Source organism: Paenibacillus sp. V4I7, assembly GCF_030817275.1.
GTDB lineage: Bacteria > Bacillota > Bacilli > Paenibacillales > NBRC-103111 > Paenibacillus_E.
Genome location: NZ_JAUSZD010000002.1, coordinates 3,893,325 through 3,909,689, shown reverse-complemented (window position 1 = coordinate 3,909,689; position 16,365 = coordinate 3,893,325). Strand labels below are relative to the sequence as shown.

19 protein-coding genes are annotated in these 16,365 nt (G+C 41.9%); 14 read left to right on the top strand and 5 right to left on the bottom strand.

What is annotated here, in order from left to right:
- Window positions 1-89 precede the first annotated feature (89 nt).
- The 4 genes from QFZ80_RS19300 to QFZ80_RS19285 all read left to right on the top strand — a co-directional run bounded on the left by QFZ80_RS19300 (window position 90) and on the right by QFZ80_RS19285 (window position 1,490).
- Window positions 90-365, top strand: a complete 276-nt coding sequence (locus QFZ80_RS19300) for a YlaH-like family protein (protein WP_307556102.1) — start codon at window positions 90-92, stop codon at window positions 363-365.
- 85 nt (window positions 366-450) lie between these two features.
- A complete protein-coding gene (locus QFZ80_RS19295) occupies window positions 451-882 on the top strand; it encodes a hypothetical protein (RefSeq protein WP_307560540.1) in 432 nt (143 codons plus the stop codon).
- 2 nt (window positions 883-884) lie between these two features.
- Window positions 885-1,166: a hypothetical protein gene (locus tag QFZ80_RS19290; protein ID WP_307560538.1), complete on the top strand. Its 282-nt coding sequence runs from the start codon at window positions 885-887 to the stop codon at window positions 1,164-1,166.
- A gap of 180 nt (window positions 1,167-1,346) precedes the next feature.
- A complete protein-coding gene (locus tag QFZ80_RS19285) occupies window positions 1,347-1,490 on the top strand; it encodes a hypothetical protein (RefSeq protein ID WP_307555107.1) in 144 nt (47 codons plus the stop codon).
- A 40-nt stretch (window positions 1,491-1,530) separates the two neighbouring features.
- Here the strand turns inward: QFZ80_RS19285 and QFZ80_RS19280 are convergent, their stop codons facing one another.
- The gene (locus tag QFZ80_RS19280) at window positions 1,531-2,076 is read right to left on the bottom strand and encodes a YhcN/YlaJ family sporulation lipoprotein (RefSeq protein ID WP_307555108.1); all 546 of its coding nucleotides are present in this window, start codon (window positions 2,074-2,076) and stop codon (window positions 1,531-1,533) included.
- A 113-nt stretch (window positions 2,077-2,189) separates the two neighbouring features.
- Here QFZ80_RS19280 and QFZ80_RS19275 point away from each other — a divergent pair, with 113 nt between their 5' ends.
- The gene (locus QFZ80_RS19275; RefSeq protein WP_307555110.1) at window positions 2,190-3,521 is read left to right on the top strand and encodes a PhoH family protein; all 1,332 of its coding nucleotides are present in this window, start codon (window positions 2,190-2,192) and stop codon (window positions 3,519-3,521) included.
- 54 nt (window positions 3,522-3,575) lie between these two features.
- On the opposite strand, the gene QFZ80_RS19270 is transcribed toward QFZ80_RS19275, so the two are convergent.
- From QFZ80_RS19270 to QFZ80_RS19260, 3 genes are all read right to left on the bottom strand, one after another.
- A complete protein-coding gene (locus tag QFZ80_RS19270) occupies window positions 3,576-4,064 on the bottom strand; it encodes a hypothetical protein (protein ID WP_307555111.1) in 489 nt (162 codons plus the stop codon).
- Between the two features lie 37 nt (window positions 4,065-4,101).
- A complete protein-coding gene (locus tag QFZ80_RS19265; protein ID WP_307560535.1) occupies window positions 4,102-5,196 on the bottom strand; it encodes a coiled-coil domain-containing protein in 1,095 nt (364 codons plus the stop codon).
- Between the two features lie 100 nt (window positions 5,197-5,296).
- Complete coding sequence (locus QFZ80_RS19260) at window positions 5,297-6,262, bottom strand: hypothetical protein (protein WP_307560533.1); 966 nt, start codon at window positions 6,260-6,262, stop codon at window positions 5,297-5,299.
- An 89-nt stretch (window positions 6,263-6,351) separates the two neighbouring features.
- On the opposite strand from QFZ80_RS19260, the gene QFZ80_RS19255 reads away from it, so the two are divergent.
- A complete protein-coding gene (locus QFZ80_RS19255) occupies window positions 6,352-7,503 on the top strand; it encodes a class I SAM-dependent methyltransferase (protein ID WP_307560531.1) in 1,152 nt (383 codons plus the stop codon).
- 45 nt (window positions 7,504-7,548) lie between these two features.
- On the opposite strand, the gene QFZ80_RS19250 is transcribed toward QFZ80_RS19255, so the two are convergent.
- Window positions 7,549-7,779 carry a DUF2626 domain-containing protein gene (locus tag QFZ80_RS19250; RefSeq protein ID WP_029196536.1) on the bottom strand — a complete coding sequence of 77 codons (231 nt, stop codon included), beginning with the start codon at window positions 7,777-7,779 and terminating at the stop codon, window positions 7,549-7,551.
- A gap of 385 nt (window positions 7,780-8,164) precedes the next feature.
- Here QFZ80_RS19250 and QFZ80_RS19245 point away from each other — a divergent pair, with 385 nt between their 5' ends.
- The 8 genes from QFZ80_RS19245 to QFZ80_RS19210 all read left to right on the top strand — a co-directional run bounded on the left by QFZ80_RS19245 (window position 8,165) and on the right by QFZ80_RS19210 (window position 16,335).
- On the top strand, window positions 8,165-8,818 hold the full coding sequence (locus QFZ80_RS19245) for an RsfA family transcriptional regulator (protein ID WP_171648365.1): 654 nt from the start codon (window positions 8,165-8,167) through the stop codon (window positions 8,816-8,818).
- A gap of 103 nt (window positions 8,819-8,921) precedes the next feature.
- Complete coding sequence (locus QFZ80_RS19240; RefSeq protein ID WP_307560529.1) at window positions 8,922-9,869, top strand: ketopantoate reductase family protein; 948 nt, start codon at window positions 8,922-8,924, stop codon at window positions 9,867-9,869.
- A 14-nt stretch (window positions 9,870-9,883) separates the two neighbouring features.
- Window positions 9,884-10,285: a DUF3397 domain-containing protein gene (locus QFZ80_RS19235; protein ID WP_307555123.1), complete on the top strand. Its 402-nt coding sequence runs from the start codon at window positions 9,884-9,886 to the stop codon at window positions 10,283-10,285.
- A 392-nt stretch (window positions 10,286-10,677) separates the two neighbouring features.
- Window positions 10,678-12,360, top strand: a complete 1,683-nt coding sequence (locus tag QFZ80_RS19230; RefSeq protein ID WP_307560527.1) for a peptide ABC transporter substrate-binding protein — start codon at window positions 10,678-10,680, stop codon at window positions 12,358-12,360.
- 106 nt (window positions 12,361-12,466) lie between these two features.
- Complete coding sequence (locus tag QFZ80_RS19225; RefSeq protein ID WP_307555127.1) at window positions 12,467-13,399, top strand: ABC transporter permease; 933 nt, start codon at window positions 12,467-12,469, stop codon at window positions 13,397-13,399.
- Between the two features lie 3 nt (window positions 13,400-13,402).
- The gene (locus tag QFZ80_RS19220; protein ID WP_307556104.1) at window positions 13,403-14,335 is read left to right on the top strand and encodes an ABC transporter permease; all 933 of its coding nucleotides are present in this window, start codon (window positions 13,403-13,405) and stop codon (window positions 14,333-14,335) included.
- Window positions 14,336-14,348: 13 nt separating this feature from the next.
- On the top strand, window positions 14,349-15,386 hold the full coding sequence (locus QFZ80_RS19215; RefSeq protein WP_307555129.1) for an ABC transporter ATP-binding protein: 1,038 nt from the start codon (window positions 14,349-14,351) through the stop codon (window positions 15,384-15,386).
- Window positions 15,379-16,335 (top strand): ABC transporter ATP-binding protein, encoded by a 957-nt coding sequence (locus QFZ80_RS19210; RefSeq protein WP_307555131.1) that lies wholly within the window; start codon window positions 15,379-15,381, stop codon window positions 16,333-16,335. Before QFZ80_RS19215 ends, QFZ80_RS19210 begins: the two co-directional genes overlap by 8 nt.
- The last annotated feature ends 30 nt before the right edge of the window (window positions 16,336-16,365 follow it).

The following is a 16,365-nucleotide window of genomic DNA, read 5'->3' as shown; positions in this document are numbered from 1 at the left end:
CGCATTTCCCTTTATTTATTTGTAATTTTGAGGGATAATGGTAGTTGAATTTATTTTTTTAATGAAATGGAGTGTATGTGTTGACTGCCTTGAACGAGTGGTTTGGAAATCACCTGTACATCACTTACCTGTTAATCTTTATATTCATGTCTTATGTGTATAACAAAGTTTTCCGGACACGTAAATTGCCGGTTCTCAAGACAGCTGTCATCTATGTGCTGCTGGCCATTGGATCGGTTATGCTGCTTGTTTTTCAAATTGTAGGACTACCTATTGTGCTCTGTCTGGCTGTTGCCATATCGTTAATGTTTCTTGTTCGTATTCGGTATTTCATCGAGAAAAGAAGCGGCAATAGACCAACTTAATGCTATCAATGAATATATTCTTGCAAAAACTCAGAATATGCTTACGATGATAGTTTTGCTAAAGCAAAACTCTTAGGAGGGGCGAATGACTCGATACTGGTTAGTTCCGATTGCAGGCTACTCTCCTCTGGTGTTGGGGGCTGATCGCTTGGATTGCTCTCCAGTCACGAAGTTGGAAGCTTTCCGTGAATTAGCGAATGGTAGACACCCCAGATTGCTATCTATGTTTAAAGCTAGTCTGCTGTTAAGCGACGATGAAGAGATATGTGGTTCAGAGCTCGTAGAACTTGATTTAACGCATTCTGATGCCATTGTATTTGATGGTGACCCTTATCATTTATCTCATTGTGCAGAAGCCTTTCTAGATCGTCTCCTGAAGCGAGAGGAGGCTTTGGATTTGGTGTCATCGTTAGATGACAGCGCTTTAGAAGCACAGCAAATCATTTGGAAAAATCAATGGCTTCGTTGGCTGGAATTAGGCTGCGATGTTATTTTACTTAGAGAGGACGGGCGTTAAAAATGAAACTGCAAGACGCCTTTTTTAATTGGCTGCAAATGCATATTGTAAGTCAAGCAAGACCGGATGACGAAGCGGCCAAAGAGACGCTTGATTTTTTTGCGCTTATATTGCATGAAGATCATGGAGTCAGTCATATGGAAATTGTGGACGAATCAGATCGGATGAAAATTCACATCGCCTATGAACAAGAAAATATCAAGAGCAGACAAAGCTTTGATCGTGAATCGGCGGAAAAGCTGCTTAATGATATTAATTCGAATCCGATTTACAATAATCAATAGACGTTCATGTTTGACGACATAACTTTTTTAAACCGACGTACACTAAGGTATATCTGGTTGAAAAAGGAGTGTTCGCATGAATCGAAAATAGATACATAAGGGTGGAACGCTTGCCACCGGCTATGATATACTGTAAGTGTAAGGAGCGTTTTCAACCACCTAGTAGGAGGCGCAAGCGATATGGCTGAACACAACACAGCTTTACCGAAGCAATGGATGGATCGCGCCCAAATGATGACCGAGCCTGAATATGAGAAAACTTGTGCAAGCCGAGTCACTGTAAATCCAGTCGGCCGAGTTTTTGATGCGATAAAAAAAGCCTAGATCTGCGTATGCAGTCAGGCTTTTTGTTATCTTCAGTGGATTACGGGTTTGGATTTCCCGCCTGATTCGCGTCCTTAGGTCCTGCATTATCTGGCATATTGCGAATATCACGCGGCAGCTGAGGCATTACACGGCCCATGATATCTGCCATTTGCTCAGCGAATCCGGTAATCGGTCTTCCTGCTTGGATGTTATCCCGAATGTTGCGCAAGCGTTGATCTAAGTCCAAATCTGCTGTAACAATGGCGTTAACTCCGTATGGATCTTTCTTGAGCGCTTCAGCTACCGAATACTTAACGGTGCCGACTTTTGCGCGATCCAAATCCTTCTTAATGTTGATACCGACAACGGCGGTATCACCGAAGACGACGCAGTGCGCGCTTTCAACCTGAGGGATACTGGTGGCTAAGTTTTCCAAACGTTCTGCAACAGCCTTTGAATCTTTTATCTCGAGCTTTTGTGGGGCGATTTGTTGAACTTTTACTTGATTTTGATTCGGATCTTGAGAGGGGGCACCACTTTTCGGCGCTTGACTACAGCCAACCGCGAGGGTCAGAAATACTATAACTACGCACAATAGTCTCACTTGAATCGTTCCTTTCTTTCCTAAATCTCGCGTTTAGTTTGTCCGGCACAGCTAGGTTGTATGTATTTAATATAACCAATGATCTAACGCCAAATCTGGGAGGGGACACACCAATGAAAAAAATTTACGTGTTGGATACCAATGTTCTGCTTCAGGACCCTAATGCTTTATTCGCGTTCGAAGATAATGAAGTAGTCATACCCGCCGTGGTGTTGGAGGAAATCGATTCTAAGAAACGAAATGCGGACGAAATAGGCCGTAATGCGAGACATGTTTCGAGATTGCTGGATGGACTAAGAACCAAAGGCAATTTGTCCGATGGCATCACGCTCGATCGTGGCGGCAGCATTAAAGTGGAACTCAATCATCGCAGCTTCGCGAAGCTGCAGGATACATTTGCAGAATTAACGAATGATAACCGAATTCTCGCGGTCGCGCTCAACTATCATCTAGAAGAGCAGGCTAATGAATATCCGAGACCTGTCGTAATCGTGAGTAAAGATACATTAGTTCGTATTAAAGCAGATGTCCTCGGTATACCTGCACAGGATTATTTAACTGATCGCATTGTTGCACAAACGGATATGTACACAGGATATATAACGTTATACGTACATCCTTCTATCATCGATGAGTTTTATTCTTACCGTTTCTTGACTGTGACATCGCTTAATTTGGGCTATATGCTGCATCCTCACGAATTTGTTATTTTACGGGATGAGTTAGGTTCTTCCAAATCAGCTTTATTGAAAGTGACGCCCGATGCCAAAAAGCTGGAGCCGCTCTACATGAGTAACGATCCCATCTGGGGGATTGCCGCGCGTAACGCGCAGCAACGAATGGCTCTTGAGCTCCTGCTCAATGACGACATCCCGCTCGTCACCCTTACTGGGAAAGCGGGTACAGGTAAGACGCTGCTGACGTTAGCTGCGGGCCTTATGAAGATTGAGGATGATCGTAAATATAAAAAATTGCTAATTGCTCGACCTGTTGTTCCAATGGGCAAGGATATTGGTTATCTGCCTGGTGAAAAAGATGAAAAGCTGCGTCCCTGGATGCAGCCGATCTATGATAATTTGGAATATCTGTTTGATACCAAAAAACCAGGGGACATTGAAAAAATACTAGCAGGTCTCGGTAGTATTCAAGTGGAAGCTCTGACGTACATTCGAGGACGCTCGATTCCCGGCCAATTCATTATTATTGATGAAGCGCAGAACTTATCCAAGCATGAGGTGAAAACGATCGTTTCCCGCGTAGGAGAGGGCAGTAAAATAGTTCTTCTTGGCGATCCAGATCAAATTGATCATCCTTATCTCGATGCATCGAGTAATGGATTAACTTATGTGGTTGAACGCTTCAAGCAGGAAGGTATTAGTGGACATATCACTCTTGAGCGTGGTGAACGCTCGCATCTAGCGCAATTAGCAGCCGATCTGCTCTGAATAATGCAAGAAGCCCACACCACCGATAAGGGGTTGTGGGCTTCTTTGCGTGTTTTAAGGCAGCATCTCGATGCGGCATCGATAAGCTTTGGCAATTCCCTGCATGAGCTCTTCGAGCTGTCGATCCACGACGTACACAGTGTGATCCTGAGCCTGGTACTGTGCGAGGAGGTGCTCTTCGATCTGAAGGGCTGCTTGGTCGATTTCAGCTTGAGGACTATCTGCCGTAAATCGGAATTGTACGACAAGCTTATTGTATAAATAATTGTGTTCTGCGCGGCTTGTAAAGCCATAATCGCTGAATAGATCAGTCAATTCAGCGTCATCCGGCAGCAGCCGAAGCTCCATGAGGTTCGTCTCGATATTGAAATGAGCCATAACATCGAGTGCAGCAAGCTGTTGTTCTTTATTGCTGACAATAAGCATTTCTTTGTCGCGATCAAATAATTCAACTTTACCTGCTAGAGCTTTAACGATTTGCGCATAAAATCCAGGTATTTTTCCTTCGGGCAGATCCATCATCAGACCGATTTTTGGTTCCATTCGTAGTCCTCACTTTACTTCGTTATCCTCTGCTACTTTACAGGGATAATTTGAGTTTTACAACTGCGATGCCATTCTTCGTCTCTACACTAACGACATCGAGATAATTGACAATTTTTTTCGGGATGAAACCAAGCTGGAATTCTTTCATAAAGTCTTCAATTGTGGTATCAGGCAGTTGGAAGCCATTGAATTCAAGTTTATCCACAACAAAGCGGACTTCATTCATGTCGGGATGTTCCTTCAACAAAAACATTCCTTTCAACGTGATTTGTACATGATCTTTTTTACCTTTTGCAATGATCGACCCATCGGCAAATTCAAAATTCAAATTCTGTAAGAGTTCATTTTTTGAATGAAGGTAAGCATTGAAATCCGTATCACTAATCGTTATGACTGGATTTTTGATAGAAGATAAGTCCATGAATTTATTTTCTTTCGTTACATACTGTGGCAGCTCTCGGAAGGCTGATGATAAACTATTCAAGTACTCGCGGAATAAAGGGATGCCTTCTTGCTTCCATTGGTCATTTAAGCTTTTTATTTGGGCTTCTATGACTTGTGCTTGTGCACTGACGGCTAGTTGTTTGTCCAGCTCTTCTTGAAGCTTTACGAGTCTCTCACGCTGTGTGAGGAATTTCTCTTTCGTTTTCTGGAGCTCGACGCGAGAAGAATCAAGTACGGTTCGCAGGCTTTTCAATTTTTTAAACGATTCGGTGAAAGCGGATAAGGCGCGATGATCATTATTAATAATCATTTGCAGATACTCGAACATTCGCAATGCATCCGTAAAGGAACTAACGGTAAACAGCAGCATCCAGATCGAATCTCGATCCCCTGTATAATAAGCTCTCAGCACTTTACCGGCATGTTTTCGGGTGTTTTCAACATTGCTGTTCTGCTTGATGATATCTTGTTCATTTTGTTTGATTTGAGCAACGATGCTTGCATCTTGTTCATTTAATCGGCCAACTTCTTTGTCAATTTCGAAAATGGTAAGCCCTTTTTGGACGAGATCCTTCGCCTCGTCTTGTGTAGGGGGCTTTTCTTCAGCTGAAATTGTTGGAAGTGGTAGTGTTATTTGAGTAAGTAATAGAATGGACAATATCATAGCTACGAATTTATATGTCATTGAACGAATTCTCCCCCTAAGAACAGATTATCATATTTCTATTAAATGAAGCACAAAAAAATACTTACCTCTGGGAAGAGATAAGTATTTTGCCTTACATCTATTTTTTTGCCGGTGTAATTAATTTAAGGATTTCATCGAAGTTTTTAACGTTTTTCGGTAATTCTTTCGTTAATGGAGAAGCTTGATTGATAGCGTCATACGTTTGATGAAACTGGATATGGTTATCCTGCGCTTTGCCGTCAACGGTTATGGTGAAGCCAACATCAATCGTTTGGTCGCGAATAAAGCCAGTGTCATCTATGGCCACAACCATTTTACCCGGAGCTTTGAGCTGCAAGAGATTTGCTTGATTTTTTTTGAATTGTTCGGCTTTATCGGCTGTAAGGAATCCATTGTTTTGTAAGTACCCAATAAACTCTGGAAGCTTTGTTTGCAGCAGCGTATTCAATTCTTTTTCATTTTTACTGGTAAGTTCAACGCTAATGGATTTGGCAGAAGATCCGTCTTTTAGCTTAACTGGTTCCTTGGCTTCTTTATACCATTTTGGATCAATCCCGCTAAATATAAGATTACCAAGTGTCGTTGACAATTGAGAAGTATTTTTCAAGGTGTCTACGGTTAATGGACTAGTACTGTTCTGACTTAATTTTTGTAAATCGATTGCATAATACTCGTCAGCTGTTTTATTTAATGCTGGCATATTAAAATACAATTTGCTATCTTTAATGAGAATTGGAATCTCAAAAGGGGATGTAGAGCCCTTAGGCGTTATTTTCAAGTCCGTCTGGAACTGGAGCGGCTCCACATTGCTAATGCCCTTCCAATCGATTGTGCTTTCTCTGACCAAAGATAACAACCCGTTAGTTAAAGGGTTGGACGATTTCATCAATCCATCGCTTATGGCTAATGTTGTGCTCCCATCGAAGGTGTAAGATTTCATTTCTTTTTGTTTGTTTAGTGATTGTTCAAGTGCTTCTTTGACCTTCGTGTTGTCTGTACAAGCTGTCAACGATATTAGGCTGATCGCCGTTACCGCTGTTAAGGTAATCCACTTCTTTGACATGCTTTTCTATCTCTCCTTCCATAAATCCTTCTTCATTATAATGGTTTCCTTATGTTTTGTCTTTAAGTAAAGAATTGGAGGGTTCTTCATTGAATCATCAGCTCGGACACCCAAGTGTTGTGACAGCCTTAAAAGAGTCCATTCAGTCAGCAGAATTTCAAGCGATCACATTCAGAGATTATATGGAAATTTGTCTATACAGCGAACCGTATGGCTACTATCGAAATGAGAGGCCAAAAATCGGTAAGCAAGGAGATTTCTATACAAGTTCCTCTATTGGTTCGGTGATGGGGGAAATGGTGGCATCATTTATTTGTAAGCAGCTGAATAATGAAAGTCCTCCTACTAAACCCGTTCATATCGTTGAATGGGGAGGGGGCAACGGGCGTATGGCCCTTCACATCATGGGCGAAATAATGCGAGTTGAACCCGCCGTATATGCTCGTTTAACCTATACAATCATTGAATCTAGTGCTTATCATCGTCAGAAACAGCGATCATTGCTTGAAGAGCATGCCCAAGTTATTCACTTTACAAGTGAAACAGAATGGTTGGGTCAGTCGCCGCAAGATCAAGTTTATGTTCTTGCGAATGAACTGCTGGATGCTTTCCCAGTACACCGAATTCGCTATAAAGACTTGCTTTTCCAAGAGTCCTATGTGGAATGGCAAGAGGAGGAACAGACTTTTCGGGAAATTTGGCGTCCTATCAGCTCCCAACATATATTAGACTTCCTAGAACGTTCCGAAGTTCAATGGTTGGATGGTCAAATAGGGGAGATAAACCTTGAAGCTGAGAGTTGGGTCTCACGTGTAGCTGAACGGATCCGTAGCGGGAGCTGCATAATCATTGATTATGGCGATACAGCAGAAGAACTATTTGCTTCTCACCGGTATAATGGAACATTAATGTGCTATCGCAAGCATCAAGCTCAGGATGACCCATTCATCCACCAGGGTGAGCAGGATATGACATCTCATGTTAACTTTAGTTCTTGTCAAATAGCTGCAAGACAGGGTGGCTTTACTCACTGCAAACTTCAGACGCAAAGGGAGTTTCTGGTGGAGCAAGGGATATTGCAAAGGCTTCAAGACCACTTTGATCCGAATCCTTTCAGTGAAGTGTCTAAGCGAAATCGCTCAATCAGGCAGTTGCTTCTAAGCGATCAAATGAGTGAGCTATTCAAAGTGTTCATCGCAAGCAAACAATCTCTTCCCAATGAAAAAAAGGTGAGCCGCTGAGTAACAGGCGGTTCACCTTTTTGCTTGTTGTTATTGTTGTAGGTATTAGACAGACATTTTGAAAAATGACCAATACGTAAATCCGCTGAAGGAAATAATCATATATCCCCAGAACAACAATATGTAAGTTCGTTCTGACAAGCGCATATAGCCTAGAATGACGAATACGGCAGTTTGAAAAAAGAAAATCAGAGACATAGGTATCATATCGCCAGCTAAGCTCATTAGTGCGATAACAAGTGTCCAAAAACCTAGAACCCGAAACATGCGATCCATTCTCGTAACATCCCCCTCTCATACCACGTTGCACTTTAACTACAACACATTATACCGTTTGAAATGAGCGGTGTAAACCGTCAAACGGTGACGAAATTGAAAACATTTCATCAGATAGTAGTAGTATGTCTTTTTATCGGGATCCCATGTATGAGTGACAAAAAATTTGGCAATACCATTTAGTATCAAATAGATTCTATGAACTCTAGTACGGGCATAGAAATAATAATAATGGCACGAATCAATTTATCCCTGCTCTCTACGAATTGATTCTTTATTATGATGCATCCCAATAGGTGAGTCTTGAGCAAGAACCAAAGATCCCACAAAGGAGAGACTTTGTCTACGCCAAAGATCCCTATATTATGTTAGGAGGTTCGACCATATGTCAGCAATTAGACAAGATGCTTGGAGCGATGAAGACGACTTAATCTTAGCGGAAGTGACACTGCGTCACATACGAGAGGGAAGTACACAATTATCAGCATTCGAAGAAGTTGGAGAGCGCATCGGGCGTACAGCGGCAGCATGTGGATTCCGATGGAACAGTTTTGTAAGGAAAAAATATGAAGCGGCTATTCAGATTGCCAAAGCGCAGCGCCAGAAAAGAACGCAGCTCAAAAAGCATGCAGCCGTCTCGATTTCCGGTTCTTCTTCCATTGGACTGCTGGATGGACCTGAGTTGTCTACGGGCAAAGTAGAGACATTCACTGAAGAAACATTATCGATTGATGCTGTTATCCGGTTTCTAAGACAATGGAGAAACACGTATCAAGATATGAATCGTCATATTAAAAACTTGGAAAAAGAACTGCAAGACAAAGAGGACGAACTAGATAGACTTGGCAGAGAAAACAACAAGCTGAATAAACAAGTGAATGAAGTTGAGACGGATTATCGTGTTGTGAATGATGATTATAAAGCATTGATCCAAATTATGGATCGTGCTCGGAAAATGGCCTTCCTTGTTGAAGAAGAGGAAGAAGAGAAGCCACGGTTCAAGATGGATGCGAATGGTAACCTAGAAAGAGTAGAATGAGTTCCCGTCGGTCCTTACATATAGAAGCTTCAGAACAAGGAGAGCCCTTGGACTGGGGCTTTTTTGTTGTATAATGGGAATTGTATGTAAAGGGGGATATGAGATGCGCATTATGATTATTGGTGCAGGCTCCTTAGGATTGCTATTCGCTGCCAAGTTGTCTGCTTTTTGTGAACATATGACTGTCATTGCAAGAACGATAGAACAAGCAGATAAGCTAGATCAGAAGGGGATCGAATTGGCTGGAACTGCAGAAGCAATTAGGACTACTCGTAGTGGGGTCATAGATTTTCGCTATTATATAGAAGAGGCAGAAACGGTTAATTCGTCTTTACATCATTTTGATTACCTATTTCTCATGGTCAAGCAGCCTGCAATTACTCAAGAACTAATAAACAATTTGAAGTCTCAAATGTCCAAAGATACCTACCTAATAAGTTTTCAGAACGGAATAGGGCACGAAGAGAGGTTGGGCGAAGAACTTGGGCGGGATCGCTTGCTGCTCGCAGTGACGACGGAAGGGGCTAGACGAGAGGGCTTAACGGCGGTTACTCACACCGGACATGGTATCAGTTATATAGGAACATCGGAAGATTCAGATCATATAGTAAATTCAACACATATTTTGTTAGTTGAGATGCTTGAGAAGGCAGGATTTCAAACAATGATGTCGAAGAACATGGATGTGAGGATTTGGAGCAAGCTGACGATAAATGCAGTAATTAATCCGCTTACGGCGATTTTACGTGTAAAGAACGGAGATCTGCTGCTTTCAACTTGGACGCGCTCTCTCATGAATGACCTTTATCAAGAAACTCGTATGGTGGCGGCTGCCAAGGGGATTTTACTACCTGATGAGCTATGGGACACGCTGCTTAGCGTCTGTGAAGCCACTAGCTTAAACCATTCATCTATGCTCCAGGATATTGAACAGTCCCGACTTACCGAGATCGACTATATTAACGGAAGCCTAGTAAAAATGGCAAAAGAATTAAAACTTGAGATTCCGACTCACCAAACCGTGTACCAATTAGTGAAAGCACTAGAATAAGTAGGTGATCCTTAATGATGAATGTGCTAGCCAGTTGGATATCTACGATATATGCGGTCTTAGCAGTGGCACCGTTTATTACGTTTATCCTGATGTGGTTTCTAGTCTTTCTTTTTCTTAGAGATAAGAAGATGACAACAAGACTTACCATGGACGTGACGACGTTATTTCTACTAGGCTCTGTTTCTTTAATGTGGAATCAATTATTTCATACGAATTTTGGTTTCTGGCTAATTGCGCTCGTGCTGCTCATCGCCTTTGGGATCATTGGTGGCTATCAGACGCATTTGAAGGGGAAAACCGAACTATTAAAGGTAAGCAGGGTCGTATGGAGGCTTAGTTTTCTGGGTCTATCAGCACTTTACATCCTGCTATTTTTCCTGCACATCGGGAAAAATTATATATTTTCAACCTAGGCAAGACAATTTTGTGGAAATAATGTGAATAAATCAATTTTTAGCGTATGTTTGTAATATTTATTTAAGAATTGTAGAAAATAACAATGAAATCCGTCTAGATTTTATTGACCGATGGTTGTATAATTAGAAACCGTAAAGGACCTTTTTCTTCATTTTATTTTAACATAGGTGAATAAAAGAAAATTAGTTCTGGACAAAGCATAGTAATATGTTATAATTCCTTGCGTAGAGTCTAGTAAATTTTTTTACCAGAGGTTCGTGTTAGATATACTAACATGAATGAAGCGGTTTCATTTATTTTTGGGTTTAAGGTGTAAGGTTTGTGTTAGCGAGACTATCAAAACACCTAACCATAGATGTTTAGATACATATTTTAAAGGAGGAGTTTTATGAAAGCGACGAAATGGGTTTCTACAGCAGTAGCATTAACGCTTATGGGTAGTGTGGCAATTGGTTGTGCCAAAAGTGGGGAAACACCTGCAACATCACCAACAGGGGATACTAAAGGTACAGCTGCTCCGGCTGCTAACAAACCGCAAGAAATTAAAATCAACTTTACTGCAGAGCCGCCTGTTATGGATAGCTCCAAAACAACAGCTAATGCTGCTTTTACATTCCTTAACGCATTTAACGAAGGACTTTATCGTGCGGATAAAGACGGCAAAGCAGCTCCAGCACTTGCAAAAGATTTTCCTAAAATTTCTACTGATGGTCTAACTTATACGATAGACATTCGCGATAATGCGAACTGGGCTGACGGTCAACCAGTAAAAGCACAAGATTTCGTTTATTCCTTTAAACGTACATTAGACCCAGCTACAAAAGCACAGTATAGCTTTCTCGTTGCTTGGATAAAAGGCGGAGAAGCTGTAACGAAAGCTAAAACCCCTGAAGATGTGAAAAAGGCACAAGAGGCTCTTGGTGTTAAAGCAATTAACGACAAGCAGCTTGAAATTAAACTTGAAAAACCGGTTGCCTTCTTTACAGGTTTACTTGCTTTCGCAACATTCTTCCCGCAAAGAGAAGATTTCATTACAAAAGCCGGTGACAAATATGGCGCTGAAGTTGACAAAGTTATCGGTGCTGGTCCGTTCACTTTAAGTAAATGGGATCACGGTCAAACACTTGAGCTTGTTAAAAATGAAAAGTACTGGGATGCTGCTAACGTTAAACTTACGAAAGCAACAATCAATATCGTTAAAGATACAAATACAGGACTTAACCTATATGAAACTGACGCGGCTGATTTAGCTGAAATTAACCGTGATCAACTGAAACTATATGCTGGTAAACCAGATAACGTACCTAAGCCTGAGTTGACTAACTCTTACCTGATGTACCAAACGAAAAAAGTTCCTGCTTTGGCTAACAAAAAAATTCGTCAAGCTCTAGGTATGGCTATTGATCGTCAAGCTTATGTTGATACAGTTCTTGCAAATGGTTCTGTAGCTTCCACAGGTTTAGTACCTGGTGGTACTTCTGATGGAGCAGGCGGTGATTTCCGTAAATCTGCTGGCGAAACACAACCTAAATTCGATGCAGCTAAAGCAAAGCAATTGCTTGCTGAAGGTTTGAAAGAAGCTGGCTTAGCAGCCCTTCCTCCAATGAAAGTGAATGCGGATGATACTGAAACTGCGAAAAAATCACTTGAGTTCATCCTTGCACAATGGAAACAAAACCTTGGATACGAAGCTATTGCGAACCCAGTTCCACACGCATTGCGTATCGAGTTGTCCTCTAAAAAAGATTTCGAAATCGCTCTTTCCCTATGGGGCGCGGATTACAACGATCCAATGACGTTCTTGGATATGTGGGTAACTGGCGGAGAGTTTGATGAAGGCGACTACAGCAACCCGCAGTATGATGCTTTAATTAAGCAAGCTCAAACAGAAGTAGATGCTTCGAAACGTGCGAAAGCATTGGTTGAAGCTGAGAAAATCCTTATGGATGATCAAGGTGTATCGCCACTTTACTTCCGTACTCGCGCTTACTTGAAAAAACCAAACGTTGAAGGTTTAGTTCTTCCATCATTTGGTAAAGAGTGGGATCTGAAATGGGTTACAATTAAGTAATCTAATGTTTTAATAAAGATTTGTTACAAGAAGGGGCCGTTCGCACCTCGTGGGAGCGGCCTCTTCTAAATTTCTAAGCAGTTTATTTTAATAAAGGAGGAGCAATATGGTTAAGTTCATTCTTCGCCGTTTCTTATATGCGCTTATTACGTTATGGCTAATTGCATCATTTACATTCGTATTGATGAAAAACTTACCTGGTAATCCACTTGGAGAAGGCTCTGAACGGATTCCTAAAGCTACGAAAGAAATGTTGATGAAGCAATACGGTTTGGATAAGCCATTGTGGGAACAGTACTTGACTTTCATGAACAACATCATCCATGGCGATCTAGGAGCTTCCTTTCAATTCCCGGCACACAAAGTTACTGATATTATCAAACAAGCATTTCCTTCCTCACTAGAACTTGGGTTGATCTCAATCGTTATTGCAATCATTTCAGGTCTTACGTTAGGTATTATTGCAGCTTTAAAGCATAATAAAGCTGGTGATTATACAGCAATGTTCATTGCGATATTAGGTGTATCCATCCCGTCATTTGTCCTTGGTCCACTTTTGTCTTATTATGTCGGTGTAAAATGGGGCATACTTCCAGCGGGTCTATGGAAAGGTCCAAGCTATCGTGTTTTACCAGCGATTGCTCTTTCATTTGGTACGATTGCGATTTTGGCACGTTTAATGCGTACATCCATGCTAGACGTTCTTAATCAAGATTACATTAAAACAGCTAAATCAAAAGGTTTGTCTAGTGTTACAGTCGTAGTGAAGCACACAATACGAAATGCCATCTTGCCGGTTATCACGGTTATCGGTCCAATATTTGTAAACGTCATCACAGGTACACTAGTTGTTGAACAAATTTTCTCTGTGCCTGGCTTAGGTAAACACTTTGTATCTTCCGTTGTATCCAATGACTATACAATGATCTCTGGTTTAACTATTTTTTACTCGAGCATTCTTATCTTAGTAATATTTCTGACAGACGTAGTTTATGGCTTAGTAGACCCTAGAATTCGTCTTGGGAAAGGCGGGAAATAATTGATGCAAACTCCAAATCATACAACAGAGAACAACTATAAGTTTGCTCCCGTTTCAGATAAATCTTTAACTGGCGAAAGAATTGTTAGACCTTCGCTCAATTATTGGCAGGACGCATGGAGACGACTTAAGAAAAATAGACTGGCTATGGCTGGCTTAATTATATTGGCTACATTGATAGTGCTTGCGATTATAGCGCCTATGCTATCAAATTTCGATTATCAGACACAAGATTTGAAACTAAGAAATGCTAAACCTAGCGGAGATCATTGGTTTGGGACTGATGACTTTGGCCGTGATTTATGGACGAGGGTATGGGTTGGCACACGTATATCTTTATTTATAGGAATTACAGCAGCTCTCATTGATTTAGTGGTTGGTGTAATTTATGGCGGTATATCGGCTTATTATGGTGGTAAAGTAGACGAAGTGATGCAGCGTGTGATTGAAATTGTCTATGCAATTCCTTTCTTGCTAATCGCTATCCTGCTTATTATGGTTATCGGATCAGGAATTTCGTCGATAATTATCGCTTATAGTATAACGGGTTGGGTACCGATGGCACGTTTGGTGCGTGGTCAAATGCTCACGCTTAAAGAACAGGAATTTGTTCTTGCTTCCCGTACACTGGGAGCTTCACCATGGAGAATTATTATGCGCAGTTTGATACCAAATGCATTAGGTATCATTATTGTTCAAATTACTTTTGTTGTTCCATCAGCCATTTTTACAGAGGCATTTTTGAGTTTCATTGGTCTCGGTGTAAGGCCGCCTCTTGCATCATTAGGTAACCTTTTATCTGATGGGGCTAACTCTATGAGGTTATATGCATATCGCCTTATCACTCCAACAATTGTTTTCAGCTTAATTCTAATCAGTTTCAATGTGCTCGGCGATGGGCTTCGTGACGCGCTTGATCCAAAAATGCGCAAGTAAGAAGGGGTGAATAATGATGAGCACCAAAGACAATTTGCTTGAAGTTAAAGATTTGAGAGTTTCTTTCCGCACATATGCGGGGGAGGTTCAAGCTGTTCGCGGCGTATCTTTTTCTTTGAAAAAAGGTGAAGTGTTGGCGATTGTAGGTGAATCCGGCTGCGGTAAGTCCGTTACGGCACAAACGCTCATGCGTTTAATTCCTACTCCGCCTAGCTATATAAAAAGCGGTTCAATCATGTTTGATGGGAAGACGGATATTACCAAGCTTTCCAACAGACAAATGGAGAAAATTCGCGGATCGGAAATGGGTATGATCTTCCAGGATCCAATGACTTCTTTGAATCCGACGATGAAGGTCGGCGATCAAATTACAGAGGGTTTAATCAAGCACGAAGGTTTGAACAAAAAGGCTGCAACTGAGAGAGCCATTGAAATTCTCAAGCTTGTAGGTATTAACTCCCCAGAGGGCCGTATTCATCAATATCCACATGAGCTCTCAGGTGGTATGCGTCAACGTGTTATGATTGCTATCGCACTTGCTTGCTCACCTAAACTGCTTATCGCTGATGAGCCAACCACGGCTCTTGACGTAACGATTCAAGCTCAAATTATTGACTTGATGAAGACGATCTCGGAAAAAACGGACTCATCTATTATCTTAATTACGCATGACCTTGGTGTCGTAGCAGATATGGCACAACGTGTTGTCGTTATGTACGCTGGAAAAATTATTGAGCAAGGAACAGTAGATGAAATTTTCTACGAGCCACAGCATCCATATACATGGGGCTTGCTTCGTTCGGTGCCTCGTCTGGATACGAATAGCAATGAAGAGCTTGTACCGATTCCGGGTACGCCTCCAGATCTATTTGCACCTCCAAAAGGATGTGCTTTTGCAGCCAGATGTCCATATGCCATGAATCATTGTTTGGAAGAAGATCCAGAGCATACAACTCTTTCTGAGACACACAGTGCCGCTTGCTGGCTGCTGCACCCAGATGCACCGAAAGTTGAGCGTCCTGTAGGAGTGGGAGGTCATCAACATGTCTAATCAACCAATTTTACAAATTCGTAATATGAAGAAGCATTTTCATCTTGGCGGCGGTAAAGTATTGAAGGCCGTTGACAATTTCTCCATAGAAATTAACCGCGGTGAAACATTCGGCCTCGTAGGAGAATCCGGATGTGGAAAGTCCACTGCAGGTAGAACGATCATCAAGCTCTATGATGCAACAGAAGGCGAAGTCATTTTCGATGGTGAGGATGTTCATAAGCTGAAAGGCAAGAAGCTGAAAGAATTTAATCGGAATATGCAAATGGTATTCCAGGATCCGTACGCTTCATTAAACCCTCGTATGACGGTTGGTAACATCATAGCTGAAGGTATTGATATTCATGGTTTGTACAAAGGTGCTAAACGCAAAGAACGCGTAATGGAATTGCTTCGTGCTGTTGGTTTGAACGATGAACATGCGAACCGTTTCCCGCATGAGTTCTCCGGTGGTCAGCGTCAACGTATCGGGATTGCCCGTGCGCTTGCGATTGAGCCGAAATTTATTATTGCGGATGAGCCGATTTCTGCATTGGACGTTTCCGTACAGGCTCAGGTCGTTAACCTGTTCAAGAGATTACAGAAGGAAATGGGCTTGACCTACTTGTTTATCGCGCATGATTTGGCGATGGTTAAGCATATTTCCGACCGTATCGGTGTTATGTACCTTGGTAACCTCGTAGAGGTGACAACGTCTGACAGCCTTTATGCGAAACCACTGCATCCTTACACACAGTCGCTGCTTTCTGCGATTCCGATTCCGGATCCGGAAATAGAGCGTACTCGTGAGCGTATCATTCTTCAAGGCGATGTACCGAGCCCACTGAATCCGCCTAGCGGGTGTCCGTTCCGTACACGCTGTCCGCAAGCCATGCCGCAGTGTGCAGATTCGATGCCACCAACAAAAGAAGTGGAACCAAATCACTTCGTAGCTTGTCATTTGTATTAAGGTTATCCAGCCGTCCCCGTAGGGGGCGGC